The 17,612-nt window shown below is 39.0% G+C and carries 17 protein-coding genes, 1 riboswitch and 1 other annotated feature; of the genes, 3 read left to right on the forward strand and 14 right to left on the reverse strand.

The genetic code is table 11. The features are described 5' to 3' along the window. Positions 1–23 precede the first annotated feature (23 nt). The 9 genes from LQ50_RS01320 to LQ50_RS01360 all read right to left on the reverse strand — a co-directional run bounded on the left by LQ50_RS01320 (position 24) and on the right by LQ50_RS01360 (position 8,546). Entirely contained in the window at positions 24–1,082 is a 1,059-nt protein-coding gene (locus LQ50_RS01320) for an AI-2E family transporter (RefSeq protein WP_034625188.1), read from the reverse strand. A gap of 135 nt (positions 1,083–1,217) precedes the next feature. Continuing rightward, positions 1,218–1,406 carry a YrzR-like zinc ribbon domain gene (locus LQ50_RS01325; RefSeq protein WP_034625190.1) on the reverse strand — a complete coding sequence of 63 codons (189 nt, stop codon included), beginning with the start codon at positions 1,404–1,406 and terminating at the stop codon, positions 1,218–1,220. Positions 1,407–1,598: 192 nt separating this feature from the next. After that, positions 1,599–2,072, reverse strand: coding sequence for a PRC-barrel domain-containing protein (locus LQ50_RS01330; protein WP_034625193.1), 474 nt, complete (start codon positions 2,070–2,072; stop codon positions 1,599–1,601). Positions 2,073–2,123: 51 nt separating this feature from the next. Beyond that, the gene (gene recD2 / locus LQ50_RS01335; RefSeq protein WP_052144513.1) at positions 2,124–4,430 is read right to left on the reverse strand and encodes an SF1B family DNA helicase RecD2; all 2,307 of its coding nucleotides are present in this window, start codon (positions 4,428–4,430) and stop codon (positions 2,124–2,126) included. A gap of 12 nt (positions 4,431–4,442) precedes the next feature. Then, complete coding sequence (locus LQ50_RS01340) at positions 4,443–5,096, reverse strand: tetratricopeptide repeat protein (RefSeq protein ID WP_034625196.1); 654 nt, start codon at positions 5,094–5,096, stop codon at positions 4,443–4,445. 46 nt (positions 5,097–5,142) lie between these two features. Next, positions 5,143–6,249, reverse strand: coding sequence for a tRNA 2-thiouridine(34) synthase MnmA (gene mnmA, locus LQ50_RS01345; RefSeq protein ID WP_034625198.1), 1,107 nt, complete (start codon positions 6,247–6,249; stop codon positions 5,143–5,145). A 25-nt stretch (positions 6,250–6,274) separates the two neighbouring features. Continuing rightward, positions 6,275–7,435, reverse strand: coding sequence for a cysteine desulfurase family protein (locus LQ50_RS01350; protein ID WP_034625200.1), 1,161 nt, complete (start codon positions 7,433–7,435; stop codon positions 6,275–6,277). A 51-nt stretch (positions 7,436–7,486) separates the two neighbouring features. Then, a complete protein-coding gene (gene cymR, locus LQ50_RS01355) occupies positions 7,487–7,906 on the reverse strand; it encodes a cysteine metabolism transcriptional regulator CymR (protein WP_034625202.1) in 420 nt (139 codons plus the stop codon). Continuing rightward, entirely contained in the window at positions 7,851–8,546 is a 696-nt protein-coding gene (locus LQ50_RS01360) for a YczE/YyaS/YitT family protein (protein WP_308417906.1), read from the reverse strand. The genes cymR and LQ50_RS01360 overlap by 56 nt, the downstream gene beginning before the upstream one ends. Positions 8,547–8,700: 154 nt before the next feature. Here LQ50_RS01360 and LQ50_RS01365 point away from each other — a divergent pair, with 154 nt between their 5' ends. Together LQ50_RS01365 and LQ50_RS01370 are read left to right on the forward strand one after the other, a co-directional pair. Continuing rightward, positions 8,701–9,969, forward strand: coding sequence for a replication-associated recombination protein A (locus LQ50_RS01365; RefSeq protein WP_034625204.1), 1,269 nt, complete (start codon positions 8,701–8,703; stop codon positions 9,967–9,969). Positions 9,970–10,238: 269 nt separating this feature from the next. Beyond that, positions 10,239–10,865: an RsfA family transcriptional regulator gene (locus LQ50_RS01370; RefSeq protein ID WP_034625205.1), complete on the forward strand. Its 627-nt coding sequence runs from the start codon at positions 10,239–10,241 to the stop codon at positions 10,863–10,865. Positions 10,866–11,018: 153 nt separating this feature from the next. On the opposite strand, the gene LQ50_RS01375 is transcribed toward LQ50_RS01370, so the two are convergent. Beyond that, positions 11,019–11,780, reverse strand: coding sequence for a tRNA threonylcarbamoyladenosine dehydratase (locus LQ50_RS01375; protein ID WP_034625207.1), 762 nt, complete (start codon positions 11,778–11,780; stop codon positions 11,019–11,021). Positions 11,781–12,060: 280 nt separating this feature from the next. Here LQ50_RS01375 and LQ50_RS01380 point away from each other — a divergent pair, with 280 nt between their 5' ends. Continuing rightward, the gene (locus LQ50_RS01380; RefSeq protein ID WP_034625209.1) at positions 12,061–12,366 is read left to right on the forward strand and encodes a hypothetical protein; all 306 of its coding nucleotides are present in this window, start codon (positions 12,061–12,063) and stop codon (positions 12,364–12,366) included. Here LQ50_RS01380 and LQ50_RS01385 read toward each other — a convergent pair. From LQ50_RS01385 to LQ50_RS25640, 4 genes are all read right to left on the reverse strand, one after another. After that, positions 12,343–13,572 carry a homoserine dehydrogenase gene (locus LQ50_RS01385; protein WP_034625210.1) on the reverse strand — a complete coding sequence of 410 codons (1,230 nt, stop codon included), beginning with the start codon at positions 13,570–13,572 and terminating at the stop codon, positions 12,343–12,345. The genes LQ50_RS01380 and LQ50_RS01385 overlap by 24 nt on opposite strands. Positions 13,573–13,634: 62 nt before the next feature. Next, positions 13,635–13,750, reverse strand: a riboswitch (SAM riboswitch). A gap of 175 nt (positions 13,751–13,925) precedes the next feature. Beyond that, positions 13,926–15,713, reverse strand: a complete 1,788-nt coding sequence (gene aspS / locus LQ50_RS01390) for an aspartate--tRNA ligase (protein WP_034625211.1) — start codon at positions 15,711–15,713, stop codon at positions 13,926–13,928. Between the two features lies 1 nt (position 15,714). Next, entirely contained in the window at positions 15,715–16,995 is a 1,281-nt protein-coding gene (gene hisS / locus LQ50_RS01395) for a histidine--tRNA ligase (RefSeq protein WP_034625212.1), read from the reverse strand. A gap of 59 nt (positions 16,996–17,054) precedes the next feature. Further along, positions 17,055–17,282, reverse strand: a binding site (T-box leader). Between the two features lie 54 nt (positions 17,283–17,336). Then, positions 17,337–17,513: a hypothetical protein gene (locus tag LQ50_RS25640; protein ID WP_202595330.1), complete on the reverse strand. Its 177-nt coding sequence runs from the start codon at positions 17,511–17,513 to the stop codon at positions 17,337–17,339. Positions 17,514–17,612 lie beyond the last annotated feature (99 nt).

Here is a 17,612-nt window from a genome sequence, read left to right on the forward strand (position 1 = left end):
TATAGAAATCCACCTTCAAATTGTCAATCTTTCATAAAATGAAAACGTATATGAAGCATGGTAACTTTCCCAATTGCTAAAATAGGTACGGCAATTAACATTCCGAGAAAGCCACCTACTTCTACCCCGACTAATAATGCTAGGATAATTAACGCAGGATGAAGATGAAGTGTCTTCCCTACGATGACAGGAGAAAGGATGTTTCCTTCAATTTGCTGAATAACAAAGATTAATACGACCGTTGCAACCCCTAACTGCCAAGATTGCAAAAAAGCAATAATAACAGCTGGCACAGCCCCGATAAATGGGCCAAAGTAAGGAATCAAATCCATTGCCCCCATAAACAATCCTAATAAAATGGGGTAAGGAACTCCAAGCAACCATAAACCTATCGTTGAAATAATAAAAACAGATAACGACACTAACAACTGTCCACGAATATAACTTCCAAATGTGTGATCTACATCTTTAATGTATTTTTTCAATGAATCACGCCAATTTCTAGGCGTGATATACCAAGATATACGTCGAATTAAATCGTGATCCTTTAAGAAAAAGAAAACAAGAAAAGGGATAACAATAAAAGAAAACATGGATTTAATCAGAAAAAGAGCTGCACTTTCAATCTGATCAAACGCACTTTCTCCCATTTGAACGAGCTGTACTCTCCACTCTTGTGTTTGAGCTTGTAATGGAGCAGGAAGAGTACTAATGTAACGTTGCAGTCTCTCTGTTTCTCTTTCTAACTCACGAATTTGTGCTGGTATTGTTTCAAAAGCATGCTGAATTTGTTTGATGAAAGATGGAAGACCGATCGTGATTAAAAAACCTAAAATAAATACAATTAAAAAGAAAATAATTAACACAGCAATCGGGCGAGACAGGCCAGAATCATGCATCCGCTCAACTAGCGGGTGCAGCAAATATGTAAGCAACACAGCAATCCCAACAGGTAAAGCGAGTGCTCTAAACATGGCTCCAACAGGAGATAATATTGGTGCTAATTGAACGAACATATAAATGATTAGCAGTGTAAGCAACGTGAAAACTAGTCGGTACAACCACTTCTTTTCGTATTCCATCGTATACACCCCCAACCTTATCTTGTGCATCCACTTTATATCCATACAATGTGAATCCATAAAAAAAGAGAGTCTACATCACCTAAACGTTGAAGTACAACCCTCCTTATCTTATTATTTACGATATACCCACTGCTACATTCCAATTTGAAGGTCTTCGTCTTCAAACAAATCATCCAATGAGCTTAAAGAACCATCTTCTTCTACTTGATGCATTGATAATCTCCCTTTTAATAAGCTCATCTCGACAAAACAATTCCAGCAATAATATTGATTCGTACCAATCTTTCCGATATCTTTGCTTTTACAATTTGGACAATGCATGGTAAAAAAACTCCCTTCTATTCTAGAGATACAAAAATAGGAGTTCATCTTTTTCAGTATTATCCGAAGACCCATACAGATGTTTATTTGACCTGCTATGAACAATTTTTCCATAGCAGGTCAAACCACCGTGTAAAGCCAAGTCCTATTAATCAGGTACTGAAAAAAATGTTTTATCCTTTACAGTTGTTTTTATTCGTTTAGGATAGCTCGTCCCCCAGCAATCGTTAGCTTAGAGTCACTTTTGACAACTCTTCGCCCCTCCACTAAGTCAGCTACCAACCCTTCTGTAACTTCATACCCTACAATCGTGCCCACTTCTTCCAAGAAATATACGTCCTCAAGCAGCCCTAGCTTTTCCCCTTCTGCTGTTAGTAATGCGGTCCCATGAAGACGGTTCTTGCCATGTTTCAAATGAAAGGCTTGTTTTTCTTTTTTAGAAAGAAGTTGCAAGGCTTGGTAGTCTTTTACCATGACACCATCGTTTCCAATATTAGATATGTTTTCTACTGGTAAAAATAATTGTTTTGTAAACCACCCTTTTGGGTCAACAAGAAACCCAGTAACTACACCATTTTCATAAAGCAAATCCAAAACATGCCCGCATTCTTTTCCTGTAGAAAGTGAAAGGACGGGTAATCCTTCAACTGTTGAAAAAGTACGCAAAAAAATCGCCACCTTTCCGAACAAACTTAGTGTGTGGCGATTTTTTCTTAATTATGTTGGATATTTTCTGCCACTTGTTTCAGGCAGTTGCTGTAATTTTTCTTGAAGCATTGAATTTCGATTCATTTCATCTTTTTGCGTAACAGCCGTATGCATTGCTTTTAAGTCCCCACATAAGAGCAAGAATTGTTTCGCTCTTGTGATGCCAGTATAGAGCAAATTACGTCTTAACATCCTTGCATAATTTCTAACGACAGGCATTACAACGATCGGAAACTCACTTCCTTGTGCCTTATGGATCGAACAACAATACGCATGGGTGATTTGATTCAAATCTTTTTTTAAATAAACGACTTCGGTCCCATCAAATGAAATCACTAATTGATCCTGGCGTTCTTGATTCTCTTTCGCGTAGAATATCGCTACAATTTCCCCTCGATCGCCATTATAAACGTTTTCATCTGGATTGTTCACTAGTTGCAACACAATATCACCAGTCCGGTATGCCACATCCCCAAAGCCAATTTCTCTTCTTTGCTCTGTTTTCGGATTAAATAAGTTTTGGAGCATGACATTTAATTCTGTTATCCCTGCACTTCCTTTATACATGGGAGCTAAGACTTGAATCTCTTTGGCTGTATACCCTTTTTTCATGGCATTTTCACATATTTGAGACACCACTTGCTGAACATGGTCCACTTGGCATGGAAAAAAACGTCGATCGGATTGAGGCTCAGGCAAATTAGCTGGCATTTCTCCTTTTTTCATCGCATGAGCTAGATCGATAATAGACGAACCTTCCGCCTGGCGATAAATATCGACTAAAGGAACCGTCGGAATCATCGTTGATTCTAGGAAATCACGCAACACTTGTCCTGGGCCAACAGATGGCAATTGATCTTGATCACCTACTAAAACAACCTGCATTCCTCGTGGTACGGCTTTTAACAGCTGATTCATTAACCAAATATCCACCATGGAACTTTCATCGACAATGAGAAGTTCGCCCTCAAGTTGTTCATGATCCCCTTTTTCAAATCCGCCACTTCCACCTTTCCAACCGAGGAGTCGATGGATCGTAGTCGCAGGTAGTTCTGTCGCTTCGCTCATTCTTTTAGCCGCTCTTCCTGTTGGCGCAACCAGAAGAATAGGAAAAGGATTGCTCTTTGTATAGGCTTTTTCATCTAGAGGCAGGCCATGCAAACGCGCATAAAGTTCAACAATTCCTTTTATTACAGTCGTTTTTCCTGTCCCTGGTCCACCCGTTAAAATCATTAGTGGAGACGACAAAGCCATTTGGATCGCTTCTTTTTGTGACGGAGCATATTCTAATTTTTGTTCTTCTTCTAATAGTCCCAACGCTTTTAAAAATTCTGCTTCAGGAAACTCTTCCTCGACCTCCTGGCTTAATAAGCGCTGAACATTAGTCACAATCCCTTTTTCAGCAAAAAAGAGCGACTTTATATACACTCGATTTTCTTCTGTACATATTTCATCCTCTTCTTGCATAAGAAGAAGCTGTTCTTCTACTTCGGAAACGTCAAGTTTACATTCATAAGATGATAACAAGGAAATGACATGCGGAACAAGGATATCTTTGGAAAGAAACACATGCCCTTCTTGGAGACATAGTTCCTGAAGCAAATACAAACAGCCTGCTCGAATGCGGTCTGGATGTTTTCCTGTAATACCGATCGCTGCACCTAGTAAATCTGCCCTTCTAAACCCTATCCCTTCTACATCAGCAATTAATTGATAAGGATTGGTTTGAATAATATCAAGAGCTTGCAAACCATATGCTTGATACACCTTCATTGAAAGCTCTACACCAAACCCGTGCTTAGACAAAGTCATTAACACTTGTTCTACACCCTGCTGATCCACTAACTGTTCATATAAAGAATCTGCTTTTTCTTTGGATAATTTGGGAACGTCCGATAACACTGAACGGTCTTCCACAATTCTTGTAATCGCCCGCTCTCCAAGTACTTCCACTATGGTTTCAGCGGTCTTAATTCCTATCCCTGGAAAACGCCCACTTGATAAATATTGAACAATGCCATGCTTAGTCTGAGGTAAGTCTCTTCTGAATTGTTCAACTTGATATTGAACACCGAACTTAGGGTGATTCATTACCCGACCAAAAAACAAAAAAGTTTCATCTTGCTCTAATTTAGGAAGAGTCCCGACAACCGTCACCTTTTTATCCTTTAGTTCTTCATTTGTTTGTTGAACATGAATAAGAGCTACAGTATAAAAATTCTCCTCATTTCGAAACACAATGTGGCTTACTGTCCCTTTTATAAAACCACGCTCAATGGTCTTTTCTTCTTCAGGCAAGATTGTCTCTTCTTTCACATGTCATCACCCTTACTTGATGGCTTGTTCGATCGTTTTCTTTCCATTTGCAGCTAATGCATGATCTGGTTGAATTTCGAGTGCTTTTTCAAATGCTGTTAACGCATCCGTTGCCCGTTCTTTATAGGCATAGGCTACACCTAAATTAAAGAAAGCATCAGCATGATTATCAGCTAATTCAATAACCTGTTCAAACTGCTTTATCGATTCATCAATATATTCTAATTGAGCTAAGCATAATCCATATTGAAATAACCCGTCAACGTCTTTTGGTTGAAGTTCTACCGCCCTTTTAAAAGAAGCTAAAGCATGAGGGAGTGCACCTAGTTGATAATAACTCATACCAAGCATAAAATGGACATCAGACTCATCCAATTTTTCGATAAGAGCTTTCTTGAACATCTTTGTTGCTTCTTCAAATTGATCTTGCTTGTAATAAATGGTCCCTGCCCCGTAATAAGCAGTTGCTGCATGTTCATCTAACCCAATCGCCTTATCAAAAAATGTTAATGCGCGCTCGTAATCACCAAGCAACCCTAATAGATTTCCAAAATTAATAAACCCAGTTGGATCATTTGGATTTTCTTCAATCGCGTCATTAAATGCTTGCGCTGCCTCTTCGTATTTTTTTTCATTCATATAGGCAATGCCTTTTTCATTAAGCATCAAATTCCTCCTAATTATCAAATCAGTTCAAAAAGGAAAATACCTATTAGGCATTTTCCCACTTCTTCATTACATGATCAATTGTTCCTCCACCAAGACAAATGTCCCCATCATACAAGACAACAGCTTGTCCAGGTGTTACGGCACGTTGAGGGTCATGGAAATAAATACGCGCGGTCCCGTCCTTTTTCGGATAAACCGTTACGCTCTGATCTTCTTGACGATAACGGAATCTCGCTGTACAAGTAAATGCCTCATCAGTCGATGGCTCTTCTAAAATCCAGTTCATTCCAATTGCATCCAAACCTTCAGAATAAAGGCCCTCGTTATGGAAACCTTGACCAACAATCAAAACGTTTCGCTCAAGATCTTTGTCAATAACAAACCATGGTTCCCCAGCTCCACCAATACCAAGGCCTTGGCGTTGGCCAAGGGTATAATACATTAAACCATCATGCTGCCCTTTCACTTCTCCATCTACTGTTTGCATTTCACCATGTTGAGCTGGTAAAAATTCACTTAAAAACTCTTTGAAGTTTCTCTCCCCAATAAAGCAGATTCCCGTACTATCTTTTTTCTTTGCTGTTGCCAGGTTAGCCTCTAGAGCACGCTCACGCACTTCTTTTTTCGGCAAATGACCGATAGGGAACATCGTTTTTGATAATTGTTTTTGAGATAGTGCATTTAAAAAATAAGTTTGGTCTTTATTATCATCCACACCACGTAAGAGTACGTGCTTTCCATCGCGTTCCTCTACTCGGGCATAATGACCTGTTGCCACATAATCTGCTCCTAGTGACATCGCATGATTTAAGAAGGCTTTAAATTTAATTTCTTTATTGCACATCACATCAGGATTTGGCGTTCGTCCTGCTTTGTATTCTTCTAAAAAATATGTGAATACTTTATCCCAATACTGCTTTTCAAAGTTAACGGCATAGTAAGGGATTCCAATTTGATTACAAACTTGGATCACATCTTCATAATCCTCCGTTGCCGTACAAAAACCAGATTCATCTGTATCATCCCAGTTTTTCATAAATATTCCTATTACATCATAACCTTGCTCTTTAAGCAGCAAAGCTGTAACAGATGAATCCACTCCACCAGACATTCCAACAACAACTCTTGTATCTTCTGGTCGTTTCTTCATATTTTCACCACCTTTGGCTTCATTCCTAGTTGATAAATTCTTCTTGCTGTCCTAGCCGCTTTACAATTTTTGCCGTTTCTACTGCAATACGCTCAATCTGTTCTTGTGTATTCCCAAGACCAAAACTAAAGCGAACCGAAGACTGTATCCGCTCATGATCTTGACCAAACATGGCTACAAGTACGTGAGATGGCTCAATCGAACCTGCTGTACAAGCTGAGCCACTTGATGCAGCGATTCCTGCTAAATCAAGATTCATTAATAATGATTCAACATTCATACCAGGAAAGCTTATATTTAATACATGAGGCAAACGCTCATGCTGATGTCCATTCACTTGAAAATGAACGTCTTCTTCTGTCCAAGTATCAATTAATGTTCTTGCAAATTGTTGGTATTTACTTTGCCGCTCGGAAATAGAATGAACCACCAGTTCCATCGCTTTAGCAAACCCAACAACAGCCGCAACATTCTCTGTTCCAGCTCTTCGCTTCCGTTCTTGCTCGCCGCCAAAAAGCATTGGCTTGAGCTTTAACCCATCTCTTACATAAAGTAAACCGATTCCTTTAGGTCCATTTATTTTGTGAGCAGAAATGGACAACATGTCTACAGATAGCTCTGAAAGATTTAATTCTACCATTCCACACGCTTGTACGGCATCCGTATGAAAGACAGCTTGATGTTCTTTTAAGAGGGCTCCAATTTCTTGAATCGGTTGAATGGTTCCCACTTCATTGTTGCCAAACATCAATGTAACGAGAATTGTATCATCACGTAAAGCCTCTTGTACATCATTTAGCTTCACCCTTCCTGTTTCATCTACAGGAAGATATGTAACTTCAAATCCACGTTTTTCAAGCTCCTCACAAGCATGTAACACAGCATGATGCTCTATCTTCGAAGTAATAATGTGCTTACCTTTGGCTTCATGCTCTAATGAATAGCCAAGGATGGCCATATTATCAGCTTCTGTTCCACCACTCGTGAAAATTAGCGTTTGTTCATTAATACGAAGAGCTCGTGCAATTGTTCTTCGTGCTTGATCTATAGCTTGCCTCGCCTGTCTTCCAATTTGATGAATGCTTGAAGGATTGCCAAAATGCGTCTGAAAATATGGTAGCATTGCATCAAGTACTTCTGGATGAAGGGGTGAGGTTGCTGCGTGGTCAACGTAAATCATCTCCACTTTTCTTCCACCTTCTTTATCTATAATACCTATCCAAAAGGAATGATCCTTTTAAATATAAAACATAAAATATTCTTGATCGCCTGAATCCTCATATGTTGCTAAGTCTTCAAGAGTTGTGTTATCAAGTACATCCTTGACAGCATCACGTATTTTTATCCATAGGTTGCGCTTAGCAGGCTCTTCATTATCCATCACTTCCACTGGACTAATCGGCCCTTCCAAAACACGAATAATATCACCTGCAGTTATTTCTTTTGCATCCTTTGCTAACATATAGCCTCCATATGCACCTCGGACACTTTTAACAAGCATTGCATTCCTAAGAGGCGCAATTAATTGCTCTAGGTAATGCTCTGATAAATCGTACTCTTTCGCAATCGATTTAAGTGAAATAGGTCCTTCCCCAGCTTGCTTAGCTAATGCCATCATGATAGTGAGTCCGTAACGACCCTTCGTTGAAATCTTCATCCTTTTTCCCTCTTTTCAAAATAGAATCATATATCCGCTTGCAATGCGGCAATGTTACTCCTACAACTGAACCAATTCCAAAACAAAAGATGAGTGTACCTATAAAAACGGTACCTCCTAAAAGCCAGCCTATTGTCAATACAACAACCTCCATTAAAACCCTAACATGTTGTACCTTCCAGCCTGTTTTTATTTGCAGTGCAAGCATTAAACTATCCCGTGGACCCGCTCCACATCCTGGAGCAATGTATATTCCAATCCCATATCCAATTATGAGAATCCCAGTAATCATCATCGCATATTGAAACAAGATATGCGTAGGGACTGGTATAAGCCATAAAAATAAATCAATAAATAGACCAAGGAACAACATATTTAAAAAAGCTCCTATTTGTGGCCATGATTTCATTATTAAAGCGGTGAGACTCAAAACAACAAATCCCATAAGAATAGACCAAGTACCAACGGTCAATCCAAAGTGATTTGTTAGACCAATATGAAGTACATCCCAAGGTGCTCCGCCTAGTTCTGCATGAACCATTAGTGCAATACCAAGGCCCATCACCATTAACCCAAACATAAACGTACTCCACCGAATGAAAAAGATACGCTTATTATTACTAAGTTCTACTCTTCCCAAGCGAAATCCCTTCTCTCTATTCAATTCTTTGCCATTATAGCATGAAATGATGCAAATAGGGTGTCCAGGCAATCAAAACCAGTAAGAATAGTTGGCTTTTAGCTCTTGGATCTATTACACTAACTATACGATTGAATGAAGGGAGGCTAATAGCATGAAAAGACAACCACTCGCTTATCGTATGAGACCACAGAAAATAGAAGATATAATCGGTCAGGAGCATCTCATTGGAGAAGGAAAGCTATTAAGACGGATGGTTGATGCAGGCCAGTTATCCTCTATGATCCTCTACGGGCCACCAGGTATTGGAAAAACATCGATAGCAAGCAGCATAGCAGGTTCCACAGGTACGCCTTCAAAAATGCTAAATGCCGTCGTTCATAATAAAAAAGATATGGAAATTGCTGTTGAAGAAGCGAAAATGCATGGACAACTCATCTTAATTCTCGATGAAGTTCATCGTTTAGATAAAGGAAAGCAAGATTTTTTATTGCCTTATCTTGAAAATGGACTTTTGATTTTAATTGGGGCAACAACGGCTAATCCGTTTCATTCTATTAATCCAGCAATCAGAAGCCGTTGTCAAATTTTCGAACTTGAACCGCTAACCATTGAGAATATTAAACAAGCATTACAGCGTGCACTTTCGGATGAAACAAATGGATATGGGAAGGAAAAAGTGGAAATGAGTGATGAAGCCATTACTCACCTAGCTCAAGCTTGTGGTGGCGACGTTCGCTCTGCATTAAACGGGTTAGAATTAGCGATTTTATCCACCTTTCCAAATGAATTTGGAATTAAAAAAATTTCGTTACAAACAGCTGAAGCCTGTATTCAGAAGAAGAGCTTTCAGCATGATAAAGATGGTGATGCCCATTATGATGTCCTTTCAGCCTTTCAAAAATCAATAAGAGGGAGCGATGTTGATGCGGCCCTCCATTACTTAGCAAGATTAATTGAAGCTGGTGATTTAATCAGTATTAATAGAAGGTTGCTTGTTATCGCCTACGAAGATATCGGCTTAGCAAATCCTCAAGCGGGTTCTAGAACGTTATCAGCTATCGAAGCTTCCGAACGTCTCGGTTTTCCAGAGGCGAGAATCCCACTTGCCAATGCCGTCATTGAACTATGTTTATCACCAAAGTCAAATTCTGCCTACAAAGCACTTGATGCTGCACTAGCAGATATTCGAAAAGGAACGATTGGAGATGTACCTAAACACCTTAAAGACGCCCATTATCAAGGAGCACAGCAATTAGGTCGTGGTATTGACTATAAATATCCTCATGATTATGATCACGGTTGGGTTAAACAACAATACTTGCCAAATAAATTAAAGGGTACAACGTATTACGAACCTAAACGAACTGGGAAGTTTGAGCAAGCATTAGCCGATGTCTACAATCGCCTTAAAAATAAATAATGAAAGAAGTAGGAGTTTGAAACTAGTGTAAATCTAGTATTTCAGACTCCTTTTTGAATTTATATAAAAATATCCTTTAAAATAGCTTTCTAGATTAACTCAATCATGAATTCCACAACAAGACCTAAATCTACTTAATTATAGTTAGCTAAAGCCTAATACTATATAAGAATCTTTTTCTTTTTTCTATCACCCTTGTATAAAGATCATTTTATCTGGTTAGAATTGGTACCAACTAAGATAAAAACTATTCAAGGAGTTGATAAAATATGAAAGTTAGACAAGATGCCTGGTCCCATGAAGATGATGTATTATTAGCTGAAACTGTACTTAAACATATTAAAGAAGGAAGTACACAACTGCGTGCATTTGATGAAGTTGGTGATGAGCTTAATCGGACATCTGCCGCTTGTGGATTTCGCTGGAATGCCGTTGTTCGTAACCGATATATGAAGCAAATTGCTGAAGCAAAAAAAGAGCGGAAGGAAAGAAAGCGTGCTGCATCGTATTCCTATTATCCTCAAATGAGACCTATGTGGGCTCCTCAACCAACTATGGAACGCGTAAATCAATCACTAGATAGTGAGATGTCACTAGAATCAGTTATTGATTATTTACAGGGCATGATGCACAATTCTTCTCAAACCTCTGCCCTACAACTTGAAAATGACAGGCTTACAAAAGAAAACAAAGAGCTTGAAATAAGAAACCAAGAATTAGAGCGAGAATTAAAGAAGATGAAGCAGGATAATAGTATTATTGAAGAGGATTATCAATCTCTTATTCAGATTATGAATCGTGCTAGACGCATGGCCATTCTAGAAGATGAAGAGTCCCTTTCAACTGCCTCATTCAAAATGGATAAAAACGGAAACCTAGAAAAGCTAGCGAAGTAACAACCAAATGATCTAAAAGCCAGACACTAAACGCCTGGCTTTTATTTATCATTTTAATTCCCTTTCAAGGTTCTAAAGGTAAAAAAGAAAAGAGAGCAACGAAAAAGGCAATTATGATTTAACCTTGTTCGTTGCTCTCTTTTTTTGCTATCCTTATCGGTTAATTTCTATTCCTTTTAACAAATTCGTAATAACGTGCCCAGCCATAATCAATCCTGCTACTGAAGGTACAAACGCATTTGACGAAGGTGGCATTTTAGCCTTTCGAATGCTTCCTTTTTCAGCTGCTTCTGACACGATTTCTTGTCGGATCTCTTCTCTAATTTTTATTGGCTGTTCATCAGAGTAAACAACTTCAATTCCTTTTCGTATGCCATCTTTTCGTAATCGAGTACGAACGACTTTAGCAATAGGGTCGTGACTGGTTTTAGAGATATCCGCGATTCGTAACTTTGTTGGGTCCATCTTGTTTGCTGCTCCCATACTAGAAATAATCGGGATTTTCCGTTCTAGACATTGTTTCATTAGATGAATTTTATAACTAATCGTGTCACTCGCATCAATGACATAATCTAAACCATAGCTAAAGAACTGCTCATATGTATCTTCTGTATAAAACATTTTTAGTGCGATCACTTCACATTCAGGATTAATATCTTGAATACGCTCTTTCATTAGCTCCACTTTTTGTCTTCCTACTGTTGATAACAAAGCATGGATTTGTCTGTTTACATTCGTAATATCGACATCATCTTTATCCACAAGCACAAGTCTCCCTACACCAGAGCGTGCTAATGCTTCAGCGGAAAAAGAACCGACTCCTCCAATACCAAGAACTGCAACTGTACTATTCCGTAATTGATCTAATCCGTCGTGGCCTATAGCCAATTCATTTCGAGAAAATTGATGCAACATTCGCCTTGCTCCCTCCAAACAATCTATCGGAATTGACTATACCATAGCCATTGTTAAAAGTCTAAACTAACTATTACGTTACCCTAAAACGATTTACTACATACCTCTATCTAAACAATTAACGAAAATAATAAGTTGATCTCACAAAAAAACAACTTCTCTTTTTGAGAAGCTGTCTGATGGGCTACGTTCTATGAATCACTCGCCACTCGATTTGGTAAATGCCTTGTTATTATGATACAGTTAATAACTGTATCCATTTATTTAAGAGGTGACTATTATGAATCTCCTAGCTACTCAAAAATGCATAGAAATCCGTCAAGAAATTGGTTGGACAGAAAAACGCACGATTGAAACATCATTTGAAATGAAATTGTTTGATCACCAACTCACTGTGAAAGATGATGTCTACCCTCTTACCGCTATTTTTGATATTTCTTATCGTAAGAAACCTGAAAAAGGAGCTATGGGCTTTTTATATTTGCATACAAGTCGGGGTGTTCGTACCTATTACATAAAAGAGGATGCCAACTTGCTAGTAACAGCTTATAAAAAATTGAAATCAGAACGACCCGAATTGCGCTGAATGAATAGCTTCTACACGTCTACGGGTTGAGACATCGCCATAAATGGGATATGTTTCAAACGGAGTGCTATCTGTTCGTTCAATAATCCACCCTTCTCCTTCATGATGAGAATATGTGTCCATAACAGCTATTTGATTTTCCTTCACCCATTGAAGAGCCGTTTCTCTTTCAGCTGGAGTGAGGAAGACAAATGAATGTGTTAATTGTTCATTTTGTACCTCTGACCCGACTCCCCATCCTCTTTCTGAATGTTTTGTACGCTCATTGAAAAGAAAATCTTCAACCATACTATTTGCCGTAGCTTCTTTACCAGCTCCTGGCCCAATAAAAAGAAGCTGGTTAATGGATTCACCTTCAATTGAAATTCCATTTGTCACGCCTCTGACACTCGCTAACTGCTCTGTTTGTGTTAAAAATGCCGGTTTCACAGAACCTCTTACTTGAGTACCATCATGCCAAGCCTCCGCAATTAACTTAATTTTAAAACCTATACGCTCACCTACTTCAACATGCCAATCCTTAATAGCAGATACGCCTTTACGCGGAAACTCATTAGCTAAAGGCCAGCTCCCAAAACATAAACGACTTAAAATCCGTATTTTATACCAAGCATCAAAGCCCTCTAGATCATCCGTTGGGTCTGACTCAGCATAGCCTAACTCCTGTGCCTCTAACAAAACATCAGCAAAGCCCCGGTGGTGTTCAATCATTTCTGTTAACATATAATTTGTGGTTCCATTTAAAATACCAGAAACTCTTGAAATAGCTGTCGTTGCGAGTGTCCCCTTTAAAGCATTGATGATGGGAATACCACCTGCGACTGCCGCCTCATAGCCATAATAAGTCGAATGCTGGTCAGCCAATCCTTCAAGAATTTGCCCCTTTTCTGCGACAAGCTTTTTATTAGCGGTGACAACAGGAACACCTCTTTCCAACCATTCTGCTGTATATGAGAGTGCTGGCTCAATCCCACCAATGGCTTCAAAAATGATATCAAAGTTAGCCTTATTACAAAATTGTTCCCAACTCGTTGTCACAAAAGCATCCACATCTGCAGTACGTTGTTTTTGACGGTCTTTCACTAAAATTGCCGCTATTTCAACCTCTTTTCCTAACAGCTGCTTCAATTTATCTTTAGAATTCGTAATTCGTTCATACACACCGCTGCCAACCGTTCCAAATCCGATTAAACCTACTCGTAGCATACATTCCTACCCCTCTCTAAAATAAAAAAACCTTTCCTGATAAGGAAAGGTTTTTTTGCCTTCACTTATCTTTCAGAATGAATCTCATTCTGCTGAAAGTAGCACCTTTTTTTGCATGGCATTGCAAAACGGTTGCCGGGCTTCGTAGGGTCAGTCCCTCCACCACTCTGGATAAGTTTGAAAATATCAAACGTTCGTATTATTCAATTAACGTGATTATACGTTAGCTGTGCCCATATGTCAAATAATGATTATGCATAAAGACATCGAAATAAGAGGCTGCTAAAAAAAGTGCATTTTCACCTTTTCAATGGCCTTTTCCGAAATAGTCATTTTACTTTTTTGGTTACATCTTAGGCATTTACCTTTTCAGACTTTTTCCCAATAATAGATAAATTTAAATCGATTAATTGTTCAACACTCACTTCACCAGGTGCATTCGTTAACAAATCACTTGCACTTGCTGTTTTCGGGAAGGCAATCGTATCTCGTAAATTCGTTCTACCTGCTAATAACATAATGAGACGGTCTAGTCCTAATGCAATCCCACCATGTGGCGGAGTACCGTATTCAAATGCTTCTAGCAAGAAACCAAACTGCTCGCGTGCTTCTTCTTCAGAAAAACCAAGCGCTTTAAACATTTGTTCTTGAATATCACTTTGATAAATACGCTGCGAACCGCCACCGAGCTCATATCCATTTAAGACGAGGTCATAAGCGTTGGCACGTACGCTTGCTGGATCTGTAGCTAGTAACTCTAGATCTTCTTTCACCGGACTCGTGAATGGATGATGCAAGGCAACATAGCGTTTTGCTTCTTCATCGTATTCAACAAGTGGGAAATCAACGACCCATAGGAAATTAAATTGATTTTGATCAATTAAATCAAATTGTTTTCCGAACTTCAAGCGAAGAGCACCAAGACTATCAAATACTACTTGCTTCTTATCTGCACCAAAGAATAGTAAATCTCCTACTTCAGCATCAAGCGCTTCTTGCAATGAAGCAGCAACCTCACCAGTGAAGAATTTAGCAATGGGTCCTTTAAGTCCTTCTTCTTCGACCTTAAGCCATGCTAAGCCTTTTGCTCCATATTGTTTCACATAATCAGTAAGAGCATCAATTTCTTTACGTGACAGCTTATCTGCTCCCCCTTTTAAGTTCAACCCTTTCACTGTTCCCCCACTAGCAAGAGCACTCTGGAACACTTTGAACTCGGCATCTTTCACAACTTCTGATAGGTCAATGAGCTCCATCCCAAAACGAAGGTCTGGTTTATCTGACCCAAAACGATTCATAGCTTCATCATAAGTTAAACGTGGAAATGGCAAGGTCACGTCCATTCCTTTGATATCTTTCATGATCTTTGCCATCATTTGCTCCATCATAGCTAGTAAATCTTCTTTGTCCATAAATGATGTTTCAATATCGACTTGTGTAAATTCCGGTTGACGATCTGCACGCAAGTCCTCATCACGGAAACAACGGACAATTTGATAGTAACGCTCAAACCCAGAAACCATTAATAATTGTTTGAAAAGCTGTGGTGATTGTGGCAATGCATAGAACTCACCATGATGAACGCGGCTTGGCACAAGATAATCACGCGCTCCCTCTGGTGTACTTTTCGTCAACATTGGAGTTTCAATTTCCATGAACGTTTCTGTATCTAAGAAATCACGAATAAGTTTCGTCGTACGATGACGTAATTTAAACGTCTCTTGCATATCTGGACGACGAAGATCCAAATAACGATACTTTAAACGGACATCTTCTGAAGCGTCTGTATCAGCTTCAATTTGAAATGGAAGTGGCTTTGATGCGTTTAGAATGCTCGTTTTTTCAACGTGAACTTCAATTGATCCTGTCGCAATTTTTTCATTAACTGTTTTAGGATCACGAGCCACGACCTTGCCTTCAACCTCTATGACATATTCATTTCTGATTTTTTCTGCTATCGCTAATGCCTCTTGATTCACTTCAGGATTAAATACGACTTGTACAATACCTGAACGATCGCGTACATCTAAAAAGATGACTTGTCCTAAATCACGACGTCTTTGTACCCACCCTTTTAATTGTACTGTTTCACCTACATGCTCCTTACCAAGCTTTCCACACTCATGTGTTCTCCCGATCATCTTACTTACCTCCTACTTTTTTCTCTTTTATATAGTCAATAAATGAGGTCAACTCAACTTCCCTTTGCTCGCCTGTTTCCATCTCTTTTACATTGATTTTCCCTTGCGAAAGCTCATCATCACCAAGTATCGCGGTAAAGCGAGCTTGAAGGCGATCTGCTGCCTTAAATTGTGCTTTCATTTTCTTATCAAGGTAATCTTTATCCGCGCTAACGCCAGCACTTCTTAATTGATAAAGTAGTTCAACTGTCTTTTCCTTCGCCGCATCACCTAATGAAACAAGATAACAATCTAGTTGTGGGGCTGATGGGATTGCTTGTTCTTGAGCCTTTAACGCCATAATTACTCGCTCAATACTAAAGGCAAAACCAATTCCTGGAGTAGATGGACCGCCAATTTCTTCTACTAACCCTGTGTAACGTCCTCCTCCACACAAAGTCGTGATAGCTCCAAACCCTTCTCCTTCAGCCATAATTTCAAAGGCTGTGTGATAATAATAATCAAGCCCCCGTACGAGTGTTGGATCGACTACATAGTCAATTCCTAATTGGTCCAAATAGTTCTTCACCTGACTAAAATATGTACGTGACTCTTCATTTAAATAATCAAGAATCGAAGGAGCGTTTTTCATCAATGGGTGCTCTCGATCTTTTTTGCAGTCTAATATTCGCAGTGGATTTTTTTCTAGGCGACTTTGACAATCATCACAAAATTCATGAATACTCGGTTTAAAGTGATCAATCAACGCCTGTCTGTGAGCTTCTCTGCTCTCTTTATCACCTAAGCTATTAAGTACTAACTTGACATTCTTTAAGCCAAGCTCTTCATACAGACTCATAACTAAAGCTAACACTTCTGCATCAATAGCCGGATCTTGGCTTCCTAATGCCTCAACTCCAAACTGCACAAATTGACGCATACGACCTGATTGTGGTCGCTCATAGCGGAACATCGGACCCGTGTAATATAATTTCGTTGGCTGATTTGGTTGACCGTATATTTTCTTTTCAACATAAGACCTAACAACAGCAGCGGTTCCCTCTGGTCTTAATGTTAAACTACGATTTCCTCGATCGGTAAATGTATACATTTCTTTTTGAACGATGTCGGTTGTATCTCCAACTCCACGTTGAAATAAATCAGTATGTTCAAAAATAGGAGTACGTATTTCATGATAATTGTACCTACGACAAACATCCTTTGCTTTTTCCTCAATATATTGCCAAAGCTCTACTTCTCCAGGTAATATATCCTGCGTACCTCGCGGGATTTGAATGCTCATTTTCTCATCCTCCAAATATAAAAAATAAAAAAACTCTCGTCCCTGATGAAACATAATTCATCAGGGACGAGAGTTATACCCGTGGTGCCACCCTAAATTGAAGCAACAATACTGCTTCCTCTTTAAACAGTTAACGCCTGTATACGTCTTTTCCTACTAGTATTTACGTTCAGAAAAACTCCTCTGAGGTGTTCATTCATTAAGACAGATATGGAAGGCTCTCAGCCACGACCTTTCCTCTCTTTTTACCTGCTACCTTAACTACTATGCCTCTTCTTCGGAATTGTGAGTTCATTTAATTGATTATTATCATACGAATGTTCGCACGTTGTGTCAATAGTTTAATTACGATTCATTTTATCCTTTAGCAATTTGACATCCCGTAAAGACAACCCAAATTCACTCGCCAGCTCAAGATTTGTATGTTGATTTTCACGTTCTACAAAACTATGATAGTCCATGTTAAAAAGAGGTTGCAGGCGATTATGATGCATTTGTTGACGCATACTCGAGCGCATTTGCTTCATTCCTTCCAAAGTCGTTTCTCTTATTTTGACCAAGTTTAGAGAAAAACTTACATGGATGAGGAAATTCAATAAAATAACGCGAAGTATCAT

Source organism: Halalkalibacter okhensis, assembly GCF_000787375.1.
Classification (GTDB): Bacteria; Bacillota; Bacilli; order Bacillales; family Bacillaceae_D; genus Halalkalibacter; species Halalkalibacter okhensis.

Bases quoted from the DNA above. Each gene is read 5' to 3' on its own strand.
- LQ50_RS01320 (WP_034625188.1), bottom strand. From the start codon at position 1,082: ATGGAATACGAAAAGAAGTGGTTGTACCGACTAGTTTTCACGTTGCTT.
- LQ50_RS01325 (WP_034625190.1), bottom strand. From the start codon at position 1,406: ATGCATTGTCCAAATTGTAAAAGCAAAGATATCGGAAAGATTGGTACG.
- LQ50_RS01340 (WP_034625196.1), bottom strand. From the start codon at position 5,096: ATGCTTAATGAAAAAGGCATTGCCTATATGAATGAAAAAAAATACGAA.
- mnmA (WP_034625198.1), bottom strand. From the start codon at position 6,249: ATGAAGAAACGACCAGAAGATACAAGAGTTGTTGTTGGAATGTCTGGT.
- cymR (WP_034625202.1), bottom strand. From the start codon at position 7,906: ATGAAGATTTCAACGAAGGGTCGTTACGGACTCACTATCATGATGGCA.
- LQ50_RS01365 (WP_034625204.1), top strand. From the start codon at position 8,701: ATGAAAAGACAACCACTCGCTTATCGTATGAGACCACAGAAAATAGAA.
- LQ50_RS01370 (WP_034625205.1), top strand. From the start codon at position 10,239: ATGAAAGTTAGACAAGATGCCTGGTCCCATGAAGATGATGTATTATTA.
- LQ50_RS01375 (WP_034625207.1), bottom strand. From the start codon at position 11,780: ATGTTGCATCAATTTTCTCGAAATGAATTGGCTATAGGCCACGACGGA.
- LQ50_RS01380 (WP_034625209.1), top strand. From the start codon at position 12,061: ATGAATCTCCTAGCTACTCAAAAATGCATAGAAATCCGTCAAGAAATT.
- LQ50_RS01385 (WP_034625210.1), bottom strand. From the start codon at position 13,572: ATGCTACGAGTAGGTTTAATCGGATTTGGAACGGTTGGCAGCGGTGTG.
- aspS (WP_034625211.1), bottom strand. From the start codon at position 15,713: ATGATCGGGAGAACACATGAGTGTGGAAAGCTTGGTAAGGAGCATGTA.
- hisS (WP_034625212.1), bottom strand. From the start codon at position 16,995: ATGAGCATTCAAATCCCGCGAGGTACGCAGGATATATTACCTGGAGAA.
- LQ50_RS25640 (WP_202595330.1), bottom strand. From the start codon at position 17,513: ATGCGCTCGAGTATGCGTCAACAAATGCATCATAATCGCCTGCAACCT.